Annotated in this window: 9 protein-coding genes and 1 tRNA gene; 3 read left to right on the top strand and 7 right to left on the bottom strand. The window is 47.1% G+C overall.

What is annotated here, in order from left to right:
* Nucleotides 1-59 precede the first annotated feature (59 nt).
* From NQ518_RS09625 to NQ518_RS09610, 4 genes are all read right to left on the bottom strand, one after another.
* Nucleotides 60-1925, bottom strand: coding sequence for a family 43 glycosylhydrolase (locus NQ518_RS09625; protein WP_374211105.1), 1866 nt, complete (start codon nucleotides 1923-1925; stop codon nucleotides 60-62).
* 13 nt (nucleotides 1926-1938) lie between these two features.
* Nucleotides 1939-3948 carry a hypothetical protein gene (locus NQ518_RS09620; RefSeq protein WP_227962108.1) on the bottom strand — a complete coding sequence of 670 codons (2010 nt, stop codon included), beginning with the start codon at nucleotides 3946-3948 and terminating at the stop codon, nucleotides 1939-1941.
* Nucleotides 3949-4093: 145 nt separating this feature from the next.
* The gene (locus tag NQ518_RS09615) at nucleotides 4094-5668 is read right to left on the bottom strand and encodes a RagB/SusD family nutrient uptake outer membrane protein (protein ID WP_227962110.1); all 1575 of its coding nucleotides are present in this window, start codon (nucleotides 5666-5668) and stop codon (nucleotides 4094-4096) included.
* Nucleotides 5669-5697: 29 nt separating this feature from the next.
* Entirely contained in the window at nucleotides 5698-8892 is a 3195-nt protein-coding gene (locus NQ518_RS09610) for a SusC/RagA family TonB-linked outer membrane protein (protein ID WP_227962112.1), read from the bottom strand.
* Between the two features lie 438 nt (nucleotides 8893-9330).
* On the opposite strand from NQ518_RS09610, the gene NQ518_RS09605 reads away from it, so the two are divergent.
* From NQ518_RS09605 to NQ518_RS09595, 3 genes are all read left to right on the top strand, one after another.
* A tRNA-Arg gene (locus tag NQ518_RS09605) sits at nucleotides 9331-9402 on the top strand.
* Between the two features lie 292 nt (nucleotides 9403-9694).
* On the top strand, nucleotides 9695-12007 hold the full coding sequence (locus tag NQ518_RS09600) for a hypothetical protein (protein WP_227962114.1): 2313 nt from the start codon (nucleotides 9695-9697) through the stop codon (nucleotides 12005-12007).
* An 8-nt stretch (nucleotides 12008-12015) separates the two neighbouring features.
* On the top strand, nucleotides 12016-12192 hold the full coding sequence (locus NQ518_RS09595; RefSeq protein ID WP_227962116.1) for a hypothetical protein: 177 nt from the start codon (nucleotides 12016-12018) through the stop codon (nucleotides 12190-12192).
* 352 nt (nucleotides 12193-12544) lie between these two features.
* Here the strand turns inward: NQ518_RS09595 and NQ518_RS09590 are convergent, their stop codons facing one another.
* The 3 genes from NQ518_RS09590 to NQ518_RS09580 all read right to left on the bottom strand — a co-directional run bounded on the left by NQ518_RS09590 (nucleotide 12545) and on the right by NQ518_RS09580 (nucleotide 17901).
* Nucleotides 12545-13867, bottom strand: a complete 1323-nt coding sequence (locus NQ518_RS09590; protein ID WP_227962118.1) for an alpha-L-fucosidase — start codon at nucleotides 13865-13867, stop codon at nucleotides 12545-12547.
* Between the two features lie 19 nt (nucleotides 13868-13886).
* Nucleotides 13887-16550, bottom strand: a complete 2664-nt coding sequence (mutS, locus tag NQ518_RS09585) for a DNA mismatch repair protein MutS (RefSeq protein ID WP_227962120.1) — start codon at nucleotides 16548-16550, stop codon at nucleotides 13887-13889.
* Nucleotides 16551-16749: 199 nt separating this feature from the next.
* On the bottom strand, nucleotides 16750-17901 hold the full coding sequence (locus NQ518_RS09580; protein WP_227962122.1) for a PDDEXK nuclease domain-containing protein: 1152 nt from the start codon (nucleotides 17899-17901) through the stop codon (nucleotides 16750-16752).
* Nucleotides 17902-17905 lie beyond the last annotated feature (4 nt).

Genomic DNA, 17905 nt, shown 5'->3' with positions numbered 1-17905 from the left:
ATGAATGTACTCCGTGCTATCTTGCGATGGAGCGAAGATGATAATGAGAATTTTAGGCGTTACCGTTTATCTTGTTTCAGGAAATGGAACGAACCGTTGACCAAACTGAAACCACGATCGGTATGACGGAGCTTCACCAAAGCTACCTTTCGGGGTGTTGGCTGGGTAGTACTGCGGTGAGTATGCAAGACATACTGCCACTCGCCGGCCGCATTCTTGAATAAATCGCCATGGCCAGTGCCGTTATAACCCGTCAGACGCGGACTGATAAGAGGTTCTTTGTGCTTGGTCCAAGGTCCCAAAGGCGAGCTGGCCGTGGCATAACCAACAGCATAATCGGGATTACGGAAATCGTTACAGGAGAAGAACAGGTAATAGGTTCCGTCTATCTTGACAACCGTTGGCCCTTCACATACTTTCCAATCGGCATTCCAAGTATCCTCCCATCCCTTCTCGGCTGCAACACATTCGCGTGCAGTATTCTCCTTGACCGACTTGAGGTTCTTATTCATCTCGGTCACAAAGATGCGGTTGCCGTTGATGAGGCGTACATGGTAGAGGTAAATCTTGCCATCATCGTCGAAGAACACGAAGGGGTCAATCTGACGCATCTTGGCGGGAAGCATTTGTTTTTTCTTTTGTTTGAAAGGTCCCAGTGGGCTATCAGCCTCGGCAATGGCCATTTGCTCATCGGCCGTATAGGCCATGTAATACTTGCTGCCACGCTTGAATACCTGTGGAGCCCAAAAGCCCTTGGTGCCAAATACGTCGCCCTTAGATAGAGCCATGCCATCGTCGTTTGCACCGACAGGGCCTGTCCACGTTTCCAAATCCTTTGAGGTGTAGACATCGAACCCTTCGCCAGGCGATGTACCATAGAGGTAATAGGTACCGTTATCAAAGAAGATGGTAGGATCGGCCAGCGTGATTTCGTCGAAAACAGGACGCGCTGCGACTTTCGAAGGTTGACTGCCTTGCATGTGCGGCCAGCCATCTATCCACTCCACCTTGTCGAGCCACACCTTACGTCCGGCATCGGGATCGTTGCGACTGAAGCCGTGATACAGCATCCAGTCGTCTCCGTTGTCATCGGTAACCAGCTCGGCATGGTGTCCAGGTCCTGCCACCAGCTCATTGCCATGCAGCACTTCCTCGTAGTGATTGTCCAATAACGACCGTCCTTGCTTGTCGACATACGGCCCCAAAAGATTCTTAGAGCGGCCAACCGTGACATGATAGGTGCTGCGATTGCCTTCGCAACAGCTGCCTGCGGAGCCAAACAAATAGTAATAGTCGCCACGCTTATGAACGTAAACCGCTTCCATGAACGTGCCAGCCACTTGCTGTTTGCGTGCGCCTTCCTTGATTTTCAGACCGTCATCGGTCAGCTCGATGGCATAAATGCCGCGGAAACTTCCCCAGAAGAGGTACTTGTGCCCTCCGTCTTCGTAGTAGAATGGGTCGATGCTGTTTTGCACACCTATTTCTTTACTGATGAGAATGGCGCCATGGTCGCTGAAAGGTCCTTCGGGTTTGTCGGCAGTTGCCACGCCAACACCGCAGGTCCACTCGCCTCCCCACTCTGATTTGGCGTAGTGGAGGACATACTTGTCTTGTATAAAACTAATGTCGGGTGCCCAAATGTTCCCTTTCGGATTCCACTGCGGACGCGTCTCGTCCGTGAAAGCCGTACCCACGAATGACCAATCTACAAGGTTGGATGAGCGGTAGATAGGCAGATTGCGGATGTTTTCAGTACCATAAAGATAGAAATAACCATCCTTTGCACGAATAACAGTGGGGTCGGGTACGCTGACATCGATAATGGGATTGCGGTATACTTGCGCATCATTCTGTGCAGCATGGATGGGCATGACCGCTGCCATGCACAACCATAACCATAAAATTGTTTTTATCTTCATCATAAACGGGATGGAATTACTTTTTCAACAAGAAATCAGATGTTCGGGTAGGAGAATACAGTTCCCAGAGAGAAGCCACGGTCCAGCCCGGTGCGAAGATGTCGTTGTAGAAACCTTTGCCATTGCGTCCGTAATCCCATGCGGTGTGCTGAACCACTTCAGGATAAAAGCCCTCCATGCCAATGCCGCACATACGGTTGGTGGTTGGCAAGAGTTGGTTCAGTGAAGAATAGATTACGTCGTACATGCTACCAAACCGAGGCTCGTTGATTTGTGTGCCCAGCCATTTCATGATGTGCGGGAACTCGAAGACGAAGACATCGATATGATTGTTCTCTGCCGACACATTGCCCCATCCGCGACTGCGGAAACCTAAGTCGCCGAGCATCTGACCTTCGGCAAATGGCACGTCCCAAAGATAATACCACGACAAGGCGAAATAGGTAGCCTTGCGACATAGGTCGATATAATGCTGGCGTTCTTTGCCTTTGGTCACCATGGCCAGGTAGTAAGTAGAGGTAACTGCGGCGATAGCAGCTTCCTTATCTTCACAGTTGGCATCGAGGGTTGATGAGAAATAGTCAGCGGGGGCGATGATGTTCTTTTCCACATAATCCACCGTCCGCTTGGCTGATTTGAGATAGTTCTTGTTGCCGAAATATCGATATCCCATGACCAACGTTGACGTAGCTGATGGTGTGCTGCCGCCACTGGCATCTACGTCAGAACCATCGTCGTTGAATTTGCGGGCAAAGTGACCGTCCGTCTTCTGCAACTTGATAAGGTTGTCGAGCAGCGCGCGCGTCTTCGTTTCCCAAGTCTTGTGCTTGCGTCCTTGGCTCTTTTCGTATTTCAGATAATGAAGAATGGCATAAACCGCCTCAGACTGTTGACGAATGGAGTGCACCTCCTGGGCGTTAAGTCCCTCGCGATCGAAGTTAACGAAGTCGCGCAGATAGCCATTTTGCGTAAAGCCATGCTCGAGATAACTGTCAAAGATGGCCTGTCCCTGCCGAACCAAATCACTCTGTCCATTCTTTTCACCATATTCTATCTGGTTGAACGCATTCAACAGCACGCGACCCACGAAGCCCAACTGAACCTCACCTACCGGTGTACAACGGTCGATGTGCAGCGTCATGCCTGAATTAAACTTCAAAGGATATTTGGAAACATACGACCTGCGGAAGTAATTGCACAGGGTCGACTTCATTTCTTCAGCGGTATATAAGGCACGAAGCGGCTTCGGTTGCATGCGGTCGAACGTACTTGTCCATGTGTTGGCCAAGAACTCACTGAAGTCGGCGGCCTGCTCCTTGCGCACAACCCATGTCAGGGTGCGGCTTTCACCTTTCTCCAACTTCATGAAAGCCTCGATGGCAGGTGCCAAGGTCAATTTACGAATATAGCGTTTCGGCGTTTCCACGTATGGGAAACCAAAGGTCAACTTGGCCACGCCGCTCTCGTTATCAAAGCCAACATAGCCGATAGAGGTCTTACCCGACACGATAACCTCACCTTCTTGTGCCGTGGTCAGTGCTTCGGCAGGCTCATCCAACTGGCGCAAGATGGTCATTCCGTGGCCTGATTTCAGGTTGAAAGCACCACTCAGTGGCGACGACAAGCGGTCTTCCCGAACGTTCCAACTCTTCGAAGTGTGGAAGGATGGAGCCTCCTTGGGCGACCGCAAATTCTTATGATACCAAAATCCTGGCAGGTAGAAGTCGCAGTCGTTGGTGTTGAATCCCGTACTAACCGCCCCGCCAAAGTTGAAGTACACTTTCTCGTTGGCACGGATGGTCACGGCAATCACCTCATCTTCTCCATGACGACTCACCGTCTTGGTGAGGGTTAAAGGCAATGGAGCGGAGGCTTCGAGCTTCCCATTGCGATCGATTAAGGTATAAGTAACGGCCTTGTTTCCCGGTTGTTTCAAACTGATATGGCTCTCCACATCAGTAGCATAGGTCATTTGTGATGCCAAAAGGACACAGGTCAAGAGTAAACTCTTCAATGATTTCTTCATAAAAATTATTAGTAATAGTTTAATAACCAGTTTAACTTTTTGCAAAGTTAATCATTTCAGCGCATTTATAAGAATTTAAAAAACAAAAAAGGAGGGTTTCTTACTCCCTCCTTTCTCAATGATGATAAATTCCTTCAACCACAGGTTAGTATTGATACCCCTCTGTTGGTTTCAATTTAGGATTACGCTGAATCTCGTTTTCAGAGATGGGCCATACCAAGTCTGATTGCTTGAATGTTTTACCCGAACCGTTGGTAGCCCCGATAAGGTCAACATAGGTAACTTGTCTCTTAGTGCTTGAAATGACAGGGAACTTCATGGTACGGACGCAATCGTCCCAAATCTTGAACTCTAAGGGGAACTCTCGCAGCCGCTCTGTCCAACAAGCCTCGATAAACTTCTCTTTGGAAAGGGCTTGCAAAACAGTGGTTAATTCAGCAACGGTCTTACCTAATGCGCGACTTTGCACTTGTGCAAGATAACCCGCAGCCTCAGCATTTACGCCCGAACTCTGTGCAATAGCTTCGGCAGCATCAAGCAAGGTTTCTGCGTAGCGATAAACATTCCAGTCTTTCGTTCCACGACCTGTAACCTCCATGGCTTCTTGGTCGAAATAGTACCACGCGCCAAATTCATCTGCCGACGCAGCTTTCCATGTCTTATTATCCACTTGGTTGGTGTATTCCCACACGAAGAACTGCTGATTTTCCGCACGAAGATCTCCTTCATCATAAATGTTTAAGAAGGAAGCTTTCAATGGACCAAACACGCGTTCGAAAATAGAATACTTGCTGAACACGCTGGTGGCACTACCGCTAAAGGCATAGGTTGGCCACCAACCGCTGGTCGAAACCGTGTTATCATACTCTTGTGCATAAATCACCTCATCCAGGTCGTCCGTGGTACGCAGCTTGTTGTATGCGCTACCAAGGGCCAGGTCGTCGTTCGTTGTCAACGAATAACCACCATTGTTGATGATGTCTCTCGCGGTAGAGGCTGCCTCAGCATACTTTCCCAGATACATGTAGACATCTGTCAAAGCCATTTCTGCCACATATTTGGTAATGCGGTGATTCGCATCTTGCCACTTGTTTGCTACCAATGAGGCTACAGCGTCTTTCAAATCGTTTACAACCAGCTCCATAATCGTTGCTTTGGCAGTTCGTTCATAATTCATATTTGCCGCACCGTCGGTAAAAGGTTCTGTTGACAAAGGCACGTCACCGAAGGTTTTGACTAGGAAGAAATAGTTGAATCCACGAAAGAACTTGGCTTCACCTACATATTGTTTTTTATTTGCTGCCGAAAGGGTTACGCCTTCACCATCGACACCTTTTATCACGCTGTTGGCAACATTAATCGCATCGTAGCATCCATCCCATACGCCATCAACAACACCCGACACCGTGTTCACTTGGCTCTGGCGTGTCAATTCGCGCGCATATTGGCAGGTTCGCTCCTGTCCTTCGTATGAATTTCTAAAGTATCCAGTCAGCATGCTGTTCAAGGTTGCGAACGAACCTATATAGGCACTGTTGGCCGATGCAATCTGGCGGATAGCGCCACTACGGTACAAATAGTTTACTTGTCCCAGAAAATGAGCATCCGTTTTGTTGAAGTCTTGGTTCGTGAGAATAGAGCCGGGACTCTCTTTCAGGAAGTCTTCGCAAGAAGTTAGCGTCAGCCCGGCACAAGCCAAAATAATAAATATCTTTTTCATATTTCAATTTTTCTTTGAGTATTGTTTAATTAGAAAGTTACATTCATGCCAAGTGTAAAGGTCCGGGCTCTCGGATAGGAGAAGAAAGTCATGTTTTGTCCGAAGTGATTGCCTTGCGAAGTCGCTTCAGGATCATAGCCCTTGAAATCTTTCGAGCAAAGCAACCAAAGATTCTGACCACTTACATACAGTCTCAACGCATCAATGCCCAGCTTGCCACATGCTTCTTTACCAAAGGTATAACCTAACTGCAACATGTTCAGGCGCAGGTAAGAACCATCCGTAATCCATGCCGAGTCAATGGTGGTATCTTGTCCAGCATGACCGTTGTTAGCCATACGAATCATTTGTTGCATCGTTTCTGGATTCGTTCCGTCGTAAGCACCATACAGGATATCCTTTAACCCATTGGTCAATCCAAAGCGGTCGTACGTAGAGTGGAAGAACTGTTGCATGGTCTCAACGCCAGCCACAAACTGCCAATCCATCGTAAAGTCCCAGTTACGGTATTTCAGGTTGTTAATCCAGCTGCCTGTCCAGTTGGGGAATCCCTTACCCAACACCTCTTTCTTGGCCGAACGGTTGGGGCGTCCAATCTGATCTACCGAATAGCGTTTCTTGCCCACGGCATCTTTCGAGCATAGATTGTTATTGAAGTCTTCGGCGGTCCATACCACGTTCTCTTGCATCTCTTTCGTTATCATGCCATAGCGACGGTAACCATAGAAGCTTCCCATACTTTCGCCTACACGAAGAATCGACTCTGATCCGCCTACCCAGTACATCAACTCGATATCCTCGTCATTGTCTCCGAGGTGGAGTATCTTGTTCTTGTTGTAGTTCGTGTTGAGGGTGGTCTGCCATGTGAAGTCATTCGTGCGGACAGGATAAGCAGAAATCATGATGTCGAGTCCGGAGTTCTTTACAGAACCGATGTTCTTGTAGATTGATGAGAAACCCGTGAAATGAGGAACTGGGCAATCCAACAACAAGTTTGTCGTCTTCTTGGTATACCATGATAAATCAAGATTCAGCGCATTGTTGAACAAACCTAATTCGAAACCAATGTCAAACTGTGCTGTCTTCTCCCATTTCAACTCAGTATTGGCCATCGAACTCAGTCGATAGTAGGAGGAACGGGCACCGTTCAGGAGTAGTGTTCCTGCATTAGTACGAGCCAACGAACGGTACGTACCAATCTCAGAGTTACCGGTCAATCCATAACTTGTATGGAATTTCAAGTTGCTCACGGCTGTGACGTCTTTTAAGAAGTCTTCCTCAGAGGCAATCCATGCTAAACCGGCAGAGGGGAAGAAAGCGTATTTGTTGTTCTCACCGAATTTGGACGAACCATCATAACGCCCCGTCACCGTTGCTGAATAACGATCCATGTAGGTATAAGCCAAACGGAGGAAATACGAGTTCATGGCCCACTCATCAATGTTCGATCTTGGTGACTCTGGGTTGGTTCCAACGCCCATGTTGTTATCTTCAAAGAAGTCGTCGGTGAAACCTTCTGTTACCGCACCGTTGGCCCGCGAGGTGTAGCCAGTCCAAGAAAGACCCAGCATACCGTTGAAACGATGACGGTCAACGGTCTTGTTGTAGGTTAGGTATGTTTCCTCCTGCCAGTACAGGTTGCTGTAATGTGAGTATTCAGCTCGGCCATTAGGCATGGAGATATTGTTCAGCGTTGTGGCGGCATAGCGACGGTAGTCAATGCCGTGCCAGTCGATACCCAACTGTGTTTTCAAATCCAGGTTAGGCAACAGATGGAATGTTAAAGCCGCATTGCCAAAGATTTGTGTGTTATAGTACATACGTTTTTGCTGTTCCAGAATCATGGCAGGGTTTGACATTCCTTCAAATCCATAGTTCATCTTAGGTGACGTGGCCGTGGTATAGTTGCCCGTGTCAGGTTCTCTTAACGGCAGCCACGGCAGCATTTCAATCATGGTGCGGCGCGCTTCCTGACCACCACCGTATGCATCGGTGAAACGACCCCACATGTGGTTCACCAACAAGTTGACACCTGTGGTCAGCCAATTGGTAGGATTGGCATCATAAGCCATCTTGGCGCTCACACGCTTGTTCCATGTATTGTTCATGATGCCTTGATAATCAGAGTAGTTCAGGAATGCACCCATCGACGATTTGGCCCCAGCTTGCTGAATGTTCACCTGGTGGTTGTGCGAAATGGTCGTGCGGGTGGCTTCGTCCTGCCAATCGGTATCATACAACGGATTACCATTGGCGTCGAAATAGTTGCGGTCGGTAAACCAGTCGGTACGATTCAGTGACCACTTCTTGCCATTGTAAGTGTTTTCGTTCTCCAGACCTTTCATCCAAGCGTCGGTCCACTCTTGAGCATTCAGCAAGTCCATCTTGCGTGCGATGCTGCGCATGCTTACCGAGCCCTGGTAACTAATCTTCGTACCGGTATCGCCTTTCAGGCCTCGCTTGGTGGTCACCATAATCACGCCATTAGCACCACGCGCACCGTAAATGGCGGTGGCCGAAGCATCTTTCAGTACTTCCATCGACTCGATGTCGTTAGGGTTTACCAGGGCGAAGTCGCTCATCACCACGCCATCAACCACATACAACGGGTCCGAACTGGCATTGATGGTGGCCATGCCTCGGATAATCACGCGGGGCTTGGAGGTAGCTATGTCTTCTGAATTGGAGAACACGTTCACACCAGAGGCCTTGCCGCGAAGGTTGTCCAATGCAGAGAAATTCTGCGACTTGGTGAGCTCTTCACCCTTTGCAACAGCGATGGAGCCCGTCACGTCCGACTTCTTCATCACGCCATAGCCTACCACAACAACATCGTCCAGCATCTGACGGTCTTCCACCAGTACCACGCGGAGAGTAGAAGATTGACCCGCATTGATGGTTTGTGTCTGATAACCAATGTATGACACTTGTATCTGGCTTCCTGCAGGTACATCCACAACACATTGACCATTGATGTCAGTAGACCCGCCCGACTTGGTTTCCATCACCAATACACTGGCACCGATGATAGGTTCGTTGGCGTCATCGACTACCGATACCGTCACCTTTCGCATGTTTTGCTGTAACAGAGAAGCGTTGCCGCTTGGGGTGTCAGCGGCAGACACGGTCTCAAATGGCACGGCACAGATTGAAAGCGTGCAGACTGAGAATAAGATCAGCGAACGATACTTCGCTTTTCTTAAGATTCTGTTTTCTTTAATCATTGTAAATTTAGGTTTTAGTTTTTAATATAGGCCGCATATCCATTCAAGTAACCTGCTGAGCACGTACATGCCTCACATGAAGAAAAGTTTGAATGGGGCTGTTTGGGTGTAGCATGATTTACTGTAATAGATGAATTAGCCAAAGCAAAATTAACGAATAATCTCATCAATAGCGCTGGATATAGTCATTTCTTGAATAAATTTTACTTAAATTAACTAGTTGGTTGCGTATTTCAGCATGCCACACCGGTATGAATGTTCTTGATAACCTACCGCTTCTTTTTTTTTCGCTTATTTCACCGAATACCTATTGTATAACGAACGCAATGCTGGTATGGCCATTGCCTGTCAAATAGAAAAGTGGGGCTTTTATTTGGGTCGAACTAATAAAATGTTTATCTTTGCACACCCACACAATGCTGCGGCAGACGCAGATTCGCTCCCATAGTTAAATGGATAGAACGTAGGTTTCCTAAACCTTTGATCCGGGTTCGATTCCCGGTGGGAGTACTTTTCTCATGTCATCAACGCCAACCCGCCGTGCGTGTAACCTTTTTTCGCCTTGCTAAAAGTTACAATTTGATAGCTTGGTTGTTCAAAATAGCGGCACACCTGCTGGCATTTCTTGCAATTTATTAGTTTTCTTTTATTTCAATAAGGATGTTACGCCTGTCTTTTCAAAAGCTTGTTATTCATCCAGGCACCCAAACTGTTAAACTTTCTTAATAAATAGGGGGGGGGGTAAAAATGTTACATAAATTCTCAATACTTTTGTAAAGTTTATAAACTAAAACAAGACCCGATGATGACAAGAAAACATTTTTACACATTATTAATTATGTGCATCGCTCTGCTGTCCTGTGTCACGGCCAAGGCTGGCGACAACAAGTGGACGTTAAACGCGGACGAAACCGAGTGGCTGTACACCTACACCACCGAGAAGTATTACAAAAATGAATATGGTAATCAATATTATTTGACAGCATCTAATGGATATAGCTACGAAATTTATTATCAAGGCCAAATCACGTTTTCATTTCGAAACACCATTGATGCCACAAAAAAAATCAATGATCGCTGGAAGGATTACCACATGCGAATTGGCAACCCTAATGATGGCGTTAAATCTTCTGGTCGAGTGAGCGTGAAAGCCTACTACTCTTCTAATGGAGCCGTAGCAAACCAAGATGCCTCGAATTCTTTTAGTTTTGTATATTATAATTCAAATATCGACGACAATGGCCTTTTAACAACACCTAACGAGTGGGTTACAAACTGGGGTTTCTGGTGGGACATGGACACCCAAAGCAGTATCAAACTGTTCTTACAGCGCAAAAGTGATGGTGCTAACGTAGAGATTCTTCGTATTCCTCGCCCCGATGACACGGGTGCCACATGCTACAGCACCACAGAGGGCATACAGCGTCACTATCGCACAAACCTCTACAATCGATATGATCGTAACCAGCGTCATCTGAGCAAAGGTGTGATGTATATGAAGAAGTACGGCGACGGAACCTACCTCTTTAGTCCAGTTTGGGATCAATTCATCACAACTTCAGGTACTCAGACAAAGGCTAAAAATACATATGTCACTGCCCTTGGTTGGACTGGAGTGGTGAGCAACGACAAGGTAGTAGAGGCTCCGAAGAATAAAAAAACAGGCAAATACGAGCTGAGTATAGATGCATTGATGCCCCTTGCAGCCAAAGAAGAGAGGGACAACGACCAGATGCACGCACTGTTTCAGGCCATCGTAAGAGCTCCCGAAGGTAAGCAAGTGGAGATGCGTTTGCAATATCACGACTATGGTGAAAACACAGACAAGATTATAACATGGCAGCAAGCCAAGGTAACAGGTGTAGGTATGGATGATAGTGAAACAGACAATAAAGCCTTCGGAACCGTGTATCGCACTGGCCGTGTCGACTATCTAAAGCGCATAGGTAACGGCGGATGGCTGAAACTGGAAATGCCGGCCAAGATGACCGAAATCAATAAAAGCGGCAAAGATTTGGAAACGCGTGGTAAAATGATACTCACTTCGGATGCTCCTTTCCAAGTGAGCGACATCTTTATGCTGTGGAGACCCAATCAGCCAGGCTTCTACCAAACATCGGCCAACAGCAACAATGCTCTTGTGGACAAAGATATTGACGTTTCTTGGATAGACCTATCAGATGAAACCAAGTTCAGTTTATTTGATCGTGGAGCCAATCTCAACCGTGTGGTGAAGGTGAGTCCACGGTCAACATTGGCCATGCCCGGACACGTACATCCATGCAACGTGGTGGTGAACGGAAAGATGCCACTGCTCTATCTCACCGATCGTGGCGTTTTATCCTACGACAAAGACAAGTTGAGAGTGTACACTGGCATTTGGAATGACAAAGATAAAAACAATGACCAGTATATGCAGAGCGGCTATACTTTTGGTGTAAAGGAAGGCTTTACGGCTGATAAGGTATGGTTCGACCGCAACTTTGAGCGTAGACAAGATGCTAACGGCAATTATCATAGCATGTCCACCATTTGCCTACCCTTCGCCATGAACGCAACAGAATTGTCCAAATTCAACGTATCAAAAGCATACGAGTTCACGAGTGCCAATGACAACGAGGCTACCTTCAAGGAAGTGGCAGCAACAGAGGCCGACAAGCCTTATCTGATAGAACCACAGGCAGCTATCACGACAGCGCATGAAACACCACTGGAATTCTCCAAAAAGCAGATACCAGCCAGCAAGATTGCTGATGGCGATTTCATCGGTACCTATAAATACCGTAACTTGCCTGCAACAGAGAATGGATATGGCAATTACATTTTTGGCTTCAATACACAGAAATTCAATTACGTGAAGTCTACCGGTGCTTCGTTTAAGCCTTTCCGCGCCTACCTGCGCTCCAAGCAATCAGCTGGCAGCTTGGCGAAGAGTATCGAATTCAAGATTTGGGATGGCTCGGTTACGGGTATTGAGCAAATCGATGCTAAGGATAACACACCATCACATGCACCCATCTACACCATCGACGGACGCATGGTTAGCCCAACGGGAAATCTACAATTCCTCCCTCAAGGCATCTACATTCAGAACGGAAAGAAAATCATTAAATAAGCAAACAAATGAAGAAGATATATCAACAGCCCCTCATCAACATACTCAAAATCAATGCCGAAGACCTATTGAAGGATGTTGTAGCGTCGGAGGAAGACGATGCAGCAGGAGCCAAGAAGGCCGACTTCGACTACTTGGAAGACGAAGACTGGGAGCAAGATCGCTGGTTTGACGGCGGAAGATAAATACGTGCGTGGTGCCTGACAGAAGGTAAATCCACACACATCCATCAAGTAGGAGGTAAACGTTAATCATCAGCGTTTACCTCCTACTTTCATTTTTACCCAGCAATCTCTTTTTGTGTTATCAACATGCTGCGTAGAAAATTCATGTTGCACATTTAAATAAAAATCACGATATATAACCAATGAGAATAAAAAACGGGAAATTTAAAATGAGAGTGTACCATAAAGAAAAATTGTGACACACCCTCCTACAATATTTCTGCACAGGAAACTTATGGAAGAACCGCTCCTGTGAAAGAATGAATCAAGGAAAATGCGCTACAAGTTCAGTAGCGACTCAACCTCAACTTGCTTAAAATTGTACCTCTATAATCTTATCAATGCAATCCTTCGGCAATGCTGTTGGCAAGGTAAGCACCACACCTGTCTGACATCTTTCCACCTTTACTGGCTGTTTAGTGTCATAGACAAAGGCTTTTTTAATGCGCTGTTTGCCGATAGACAAAAGCAAACTACGGTCGTGCAGATTTAGGATATGCACAAAAAGACGATTGCCTTTCTGCGTGGTAACACCCCAATCGTGAGGCTTCACCATGCCCCCTCGAGTGCCATATATCGTTTCTCCATACACTTTCATCCACTGTCCCACCTTCTGCAAGCGTTCCAAAGCAACGGCAGGGAGTTCACCATCGGGCTGTGGCCCAATGTTCATCAATAGGTTAGCGCTCATGCCAGCTGCCTTGACGATGTAACGTATCAAGGTAGTGTCCGACTTATAGTCCTGGTCGGTAATCTTATATCCCCACATACCATTCATGGTCTCGCACGTTTCCAACGGCAACCTACTGATGTCTTGCCCCGACAAACCAGCATTGTTCTCACCAGGTAAATCCCGTTCGAATATCTGGATGTCCTCGCCTTGGAAAGGAGTGGTGTGATGATTGTTACCCACCAAGCACGCAGGTTGCAAGCGATGAATGAGCTGATATTGCCCTTCCAGTTGCCAATCGAAATCGGGTTGCTGGTCCCACCAACCGTCAAACCATATCGCACCAATCTTTCCATAGTTGGTTAATAGTTCAGTAAGTTGGTTGTTCATAAACGCATAATAACGCTGCCAATTGCCTTGAGGGTTGGGACGCCCTGTTCCTCGTCCTGTTCTTCCCCACACTGCATCCTCTCTGTACCAGTCGATATGCGAATAATACAGATGCAGTCGGATGCCTTGTTTGTGACATTCGTCTGCCAACTCCTTCAAGATGTCACGCTTGAAAGGGGTTGCATCCACGATATTATAGTCAGAATACCGAGTCTTGAACATAGAGAATCCCTCATGATGACGGGTAGTAAAGCAAATATACTTCGCCCCCGATGCCTTAATAGCCGATACCCAAGCAGCTGCATTGAACCGAGAAGGATAAAAACCTCCTGCCAGTTTAGCATACTCTTTGTAGTTCAAATTCTTGTTAGTCATGGTCCACTCGCCCGTTGCCAACATGCTATACAAGCCCCAATGCAGGAAAATACCAAACTTAGCGTCTTGAAACGCTTGGCGCGAAGCCATATTCTCTGCCGTAGGTTGATAATCATGAGCTTTCTTTGTCGTAGCTACCGATTGTGCAAAAGCTGACACTGACAAGCACAAAGCCAGTGCCAAGGAAAATAATTGATTCATATATTAGAATTTCACCTGGTTATTCTGCCCCAATGATTTTCTTGATTTCGTTGAGTTTGTTCAATGCCTCCATGGGCGTAAGGTTGTTGATGTCAAGGCCGAGTATTTCGTCGCGCACCTGACACAGCACGGGGTCGTCCAGCTGAAAGAAGCTCAACTGCATGCCTTCCCTGCTCTCTTCCAAGCGTTTCACGCTGGGTTTGCCCACCGAACCCACCTCGCTGTTATCGGCTTCCAGCTGTTTTAAGATTACATTAGAGCGTTTAACGATGCTTCGGGGCATGCCCGCAATCTCTGCCACATGAATACCAAAGCTGTGTTCTGAGCCGCCACGTTCCAACTTACGCATAAAAATCACCTTGCCATCTGCCTCTTTCACACTCACGTTGTAATTGTGAATCCTCGGGAAATGTTTCTCCATTTCGTTCAATTCATGGTAGTGTGTGGCAAAAAGCGTGCGCGCCCGTGCCCGCGGTTGCTCGTGCAAGTACTCCACAATCGCCCAAGCAATGGAGATACCATCATAGGTTGACGTTCCTCTCCCCAACTCATCGAAGAGCACCAGCGACCTGTTGGTCACGTTGTTCAGGATATTTGCCGCCTCTGTCATCTCCACCATGAAGGTTGATTCACCTAAGGAAATATTGTCAGAAGCCCCCACGCGCGTGAAAATCTTATCCACCAAACCTATCTTCGCACGCTCCGCAGGTACGAAACATCCTATCTGCGCCAATAGTACAATCAACGCCGTTTGGCGCAACAGCGCCGACTTTCCAGCCATATTGGGTCCTGTAATCATCATGACCTGCTGCTTCTCCGTATCCAAGTAGATGTCGTTAGGCACATATGTCTCGCCTAAGGGCAGCTGCATCTCAATGACTGGGTGACGACCTTGCTTGATGTCAAGTACGTCGGTGGCGTCTATTTGCGGACGCACATACTGGTTTTCCTCCGCCACCTGCGCAAAGCCAAGCAGACAATCCAAATGGGCTATCAGGTTGGCATCAAGCTGTATCTGCGGAATGTACGGCTGCATGTCGACGATGAGTTCACGAAACAGCTTGTCTTCCAACATCATGATGCGCTCGTCCGCCCCCAATATTTTCTCCTCATAAGCCTTCAGTTCCTCGGTAATGTAGCGTTCTGCCTGTGCCAATGTTTGTTTGCGAACCCAGTTCTCCGGCACTTTATCCTTATACATGTTGCGCACCTCGAGGTAATACCCAAACACGTTGTTGTATCCCACCTTCAGCGATGCGATGCCCGTTTGCTCTACCTCACGCTCCTGTATCTGTATCAGATAATCCTTACCATTGCGCGATATTTCTCGCAGCTCGTCGAGTTCGGTATCATAGCCATCGGCTATCACCCCACCCTTGTTCACCAACAGGGGCGGATCGGGTTGTATCTCGTGTTCAATGCGGTCGCGAATCGTCTCACAAAGCTGCAACTGTTCGCCAATTCTCCGCAAGCTCTCGTTCGACGCTTTCATGCAGGCAGCCTTCACGGGTTGCAGGGCTTGCAACGCATTCTTCAGCTGTACCACCTCTCGGGGCGACACTCTGCCCACAGCCACCTTTGAGATAATGCGCTCAAGGTCGCCAATGCGCTGAAACTGCTCACTCACCAACTGTCGGAAATCGGGGTCTTTGAAGAAATAATCCACCACATCCAAGCGTTGTTGAATGGGCGTTACGTCCTTCAACGGAAACACCATCCAGCGGCGAAGCATACGTCCTCCCATGGGTGTGTTGGTCTTATCGATGATATTCAGCAACGACCGTCCTCCCTCTTGCATGGTGTCAATCAGCTCGAGCGAATGAATGGTAAACTTGTCCAACCGCACATAGCGTTCTTCTTCGATGCGGGCAAGCGACGTGATGTGCCCGATATTGGTATGCTGGGTAATCTCCAAATACTGCAAAATGGCACCCGAAGCCACGATACCGCTTTTCATTTGCTCTACACCAAAGCCTTTCAGCGACTTGGTGCCAAAGTGTTTCAGCAGTCGCTGGCGTGCGCTCTGCTCGGTAAACACCCAGTCTTCCAATTCAAAAACACAGTATTTGGTGCCAAAATGGGTATCAAAATCGCGCTTGTTGTTGCGGTCGTACAACACCTCCTTGGGCGCAAAACTGCCCAATAATTTCTCCACATAATCATAAGTACCCTCACCTGTGAGAAATTCGCCCGTCGAAATGTCCAAAAAACTCACGCCACAAGCCGCCTTACCAAAATGCACCGCTGCCAAGAAGTTGTTTTCCTTGTAGTTCAACACGTTATCCCCCATCGCCACACCCGGTGTCACCAACTCGGTAATACCCCGCTTCACCATCTTGTCGGTGGCGGAAAGTCCCTTCTTGCCCTTCAGTTCCTCTCGCTTTTTCTTCGGGTCTTCCAGCTGGTCGCAAATAGCCACACGCTTGCCAGCTCTAATCAGTTTGGGCAGATATGTATCAAGAGCGTGGTGCGGAAAACCAGCCATAGCCGTTTCGCCACTATTGCCTCCATTGTTTCTTTTCGTGAGCGTGATACCCAAGATGCGCGAACCCTCAATGGCATCATCGCCATACGTCTCATAAAAGTCGCCACACCGAAAGAGCAACAGCGCATCGGGATGCTGCCGCTTCATGCTGAAAAACTGCTTCATCATTGGTGTAAGACCTTTATCTTTCTGTGCCATAGGGGAATATTTCTATTGAATTTACAAAGTTATCAAAAAACGGTTGGTAGGCAAAATAATTGAGTCATTTTTAGAATGTCAGCCGTCTTGGCGGGCAACCGACAATTCTACCAATATTAACCAAGATTAAATATACAGTAAGGAGCCCAACTCCTAAGTTTATCAGAAGATAGTTGTTTTCCTTAACATAATCATTAATTTACTTTCTATTCCTTTTCAAACCCATTTCCAATTCCTCAATAGTCGGCATGGAAGACTTGAAGTCTTTTGGGAAGAGTTTGGACAACTGATATTCTGATATTCCCATTGGTTCCTTGTATGATTCCAAGGCGTATTTTGCCACCACATTATCTTTGTCCTTGCAGATGAGTAAACCGATGGTAGGGTTGTCGACGTCGGTCTTGAACTGATGGTTGATGGCTGAGACATAGAAACTCAACTGCCCCAAGAATGATGGATGGAACGATTGGGCTTTTAGCTCTATGACGACATACGCATGGAGGTGGGCATTGTAAAACAGCAGGTCGGGGAAGAACTCCTGTTGTCCTACCTCTAAACGAAACTGTCTGCCCATATAGGAGAATCCCTTTCCAAGTTCCAAAAGGAAACGAGTAACGTTGTTCACCAATTCATCCTCAATGTCTCGCTCGTCATATTTCTCCCTTAGGTGAAGGAAGTCTAATTGATAAGGGTCTTTGGTTATCTGTTGCGCCAAGTCGCTTTGTACAGCAGGAAGCGTAGATTGAAAGTTGGTGATAGCCTTGCCGTCACGCTCATACAAGTCAGTATCAAGCCAGTTGAGAAGTGTGTCACGTCCCCAATTGTTCTCCCAAGTCTTTCTTATAAAGAATATAGCTTTATCCATGTCGTCCCTGCATTTTTCTAAGATACGGCAATGATGTCCCCAAGGAATCAGAAACAACAAACTGAAATCGTCAACAGGTTGTTGACGTTTTCGTTTGTAGTCTGAAACTCGCTGAATATCCGCATTATATGTATCTTTCACAAAATCGCCAGCAACTTGCGGACGATTTGCAACCAATGGAGCATAGAGCTTGTAGAAGTAGCTCATGTATTTCAAGTTGGTTGGTGAGAATCCCTTTGTACCAGGCATTTCATTCTTCAAGTCCTGACTAAGATTCTTGTAGAACCCTGAGCCATAAGTATTGGTATATTGCTTGGCTTCGATGTCTCGTCCTAACTTCCAATAGAAGTCCAACAAGTAGCCATTGGTGGCACATGACGCTTTGAAGCGATGGCTGTAGAAACGTTCTTTGAGTTCTACAAGCCAGTTCTTATAGTCACTGTCGTCATGGAGGACTATAGATAAGTCTATATTTTTCTTTGCCATTGTT

Origin of the sequence: Hoylesella buccalis ATCC 35310 (genome assembly GCF_025151385.1) — a bacterium.
In the GTDB taxonomy this organism is placed as follows: Bacteria; Bacteroidota; Bacteroidia; order Bacteroidales; family Bacteroidaceae; genus Prevotella; species Prevotella buccalis.
Note: the sequence above shows the minus strand (reverse complement) of the source record. Positions and strands in the feature narration are given on the sequence as shown.

Coding starts and splice junctions, on each gene's coding strand:
- NQ518_RS09625 (WP_374211105.1), bottom strand. CDS start 1,925: ATGATGAAGATAAAAACAATTTTATGGTTATGGTTGTGCATGGCAGCG.
- NQ518_RS09620 (WP_227962108.1), bottom strand. CDS start 3,948: ATGAAGAAATCATTGAAGAGTTTACTCTTGACCTGTGTCCTTTTGGCA.
- NQ518_RS09615 (WP_227962110.1), bottom strand. CDS start 5,668: ATGAAAAAGATATTTATTATTTTGGCTTGTGCCGGGCTGACGCTAACT.
- NQ518_RS09610 (WP_227962112.1), bottom strand. CDS start 8,892: ATGATTAAAGAAAACAGAATCTTAAGAAAAGCGAAGTATCGTTCGCTG.
- NQ518_RS09600 (WP_227962114.1), top strand. CDS start 9,695: ATGATGACAAGAAAACATTTTTACACATTATTAATTATGTGCATCGCT.
- NQ518_RS09595 (WP_227962116.1), top strand. CDS start 12,016: ATGAAGAAGATATATCAACAGCCCCTCATCAACATACTCAAAATCAAT.
- NQ518_RS09590 (WP_227962118.1), bottom strand. CDS start 13,867: ATGAATCAATTATTTTCCTTGGCACTGGCTTTGTGCTTGTCAGTGTCA.
- mutS (WP_227962120.1), bottom strand. CDS start 16,550: ATGGCACAGAAAGATAAAGGTCTTACACCAATGATGAAGCAGTTTTTC.
- NQ518_RS09580 (WP_227962122.1), bottom strand. CDS start 17,901: ATGGCAAAGAAAAATATAGACTTATCTATAGTCCTCCATGACGACAGT.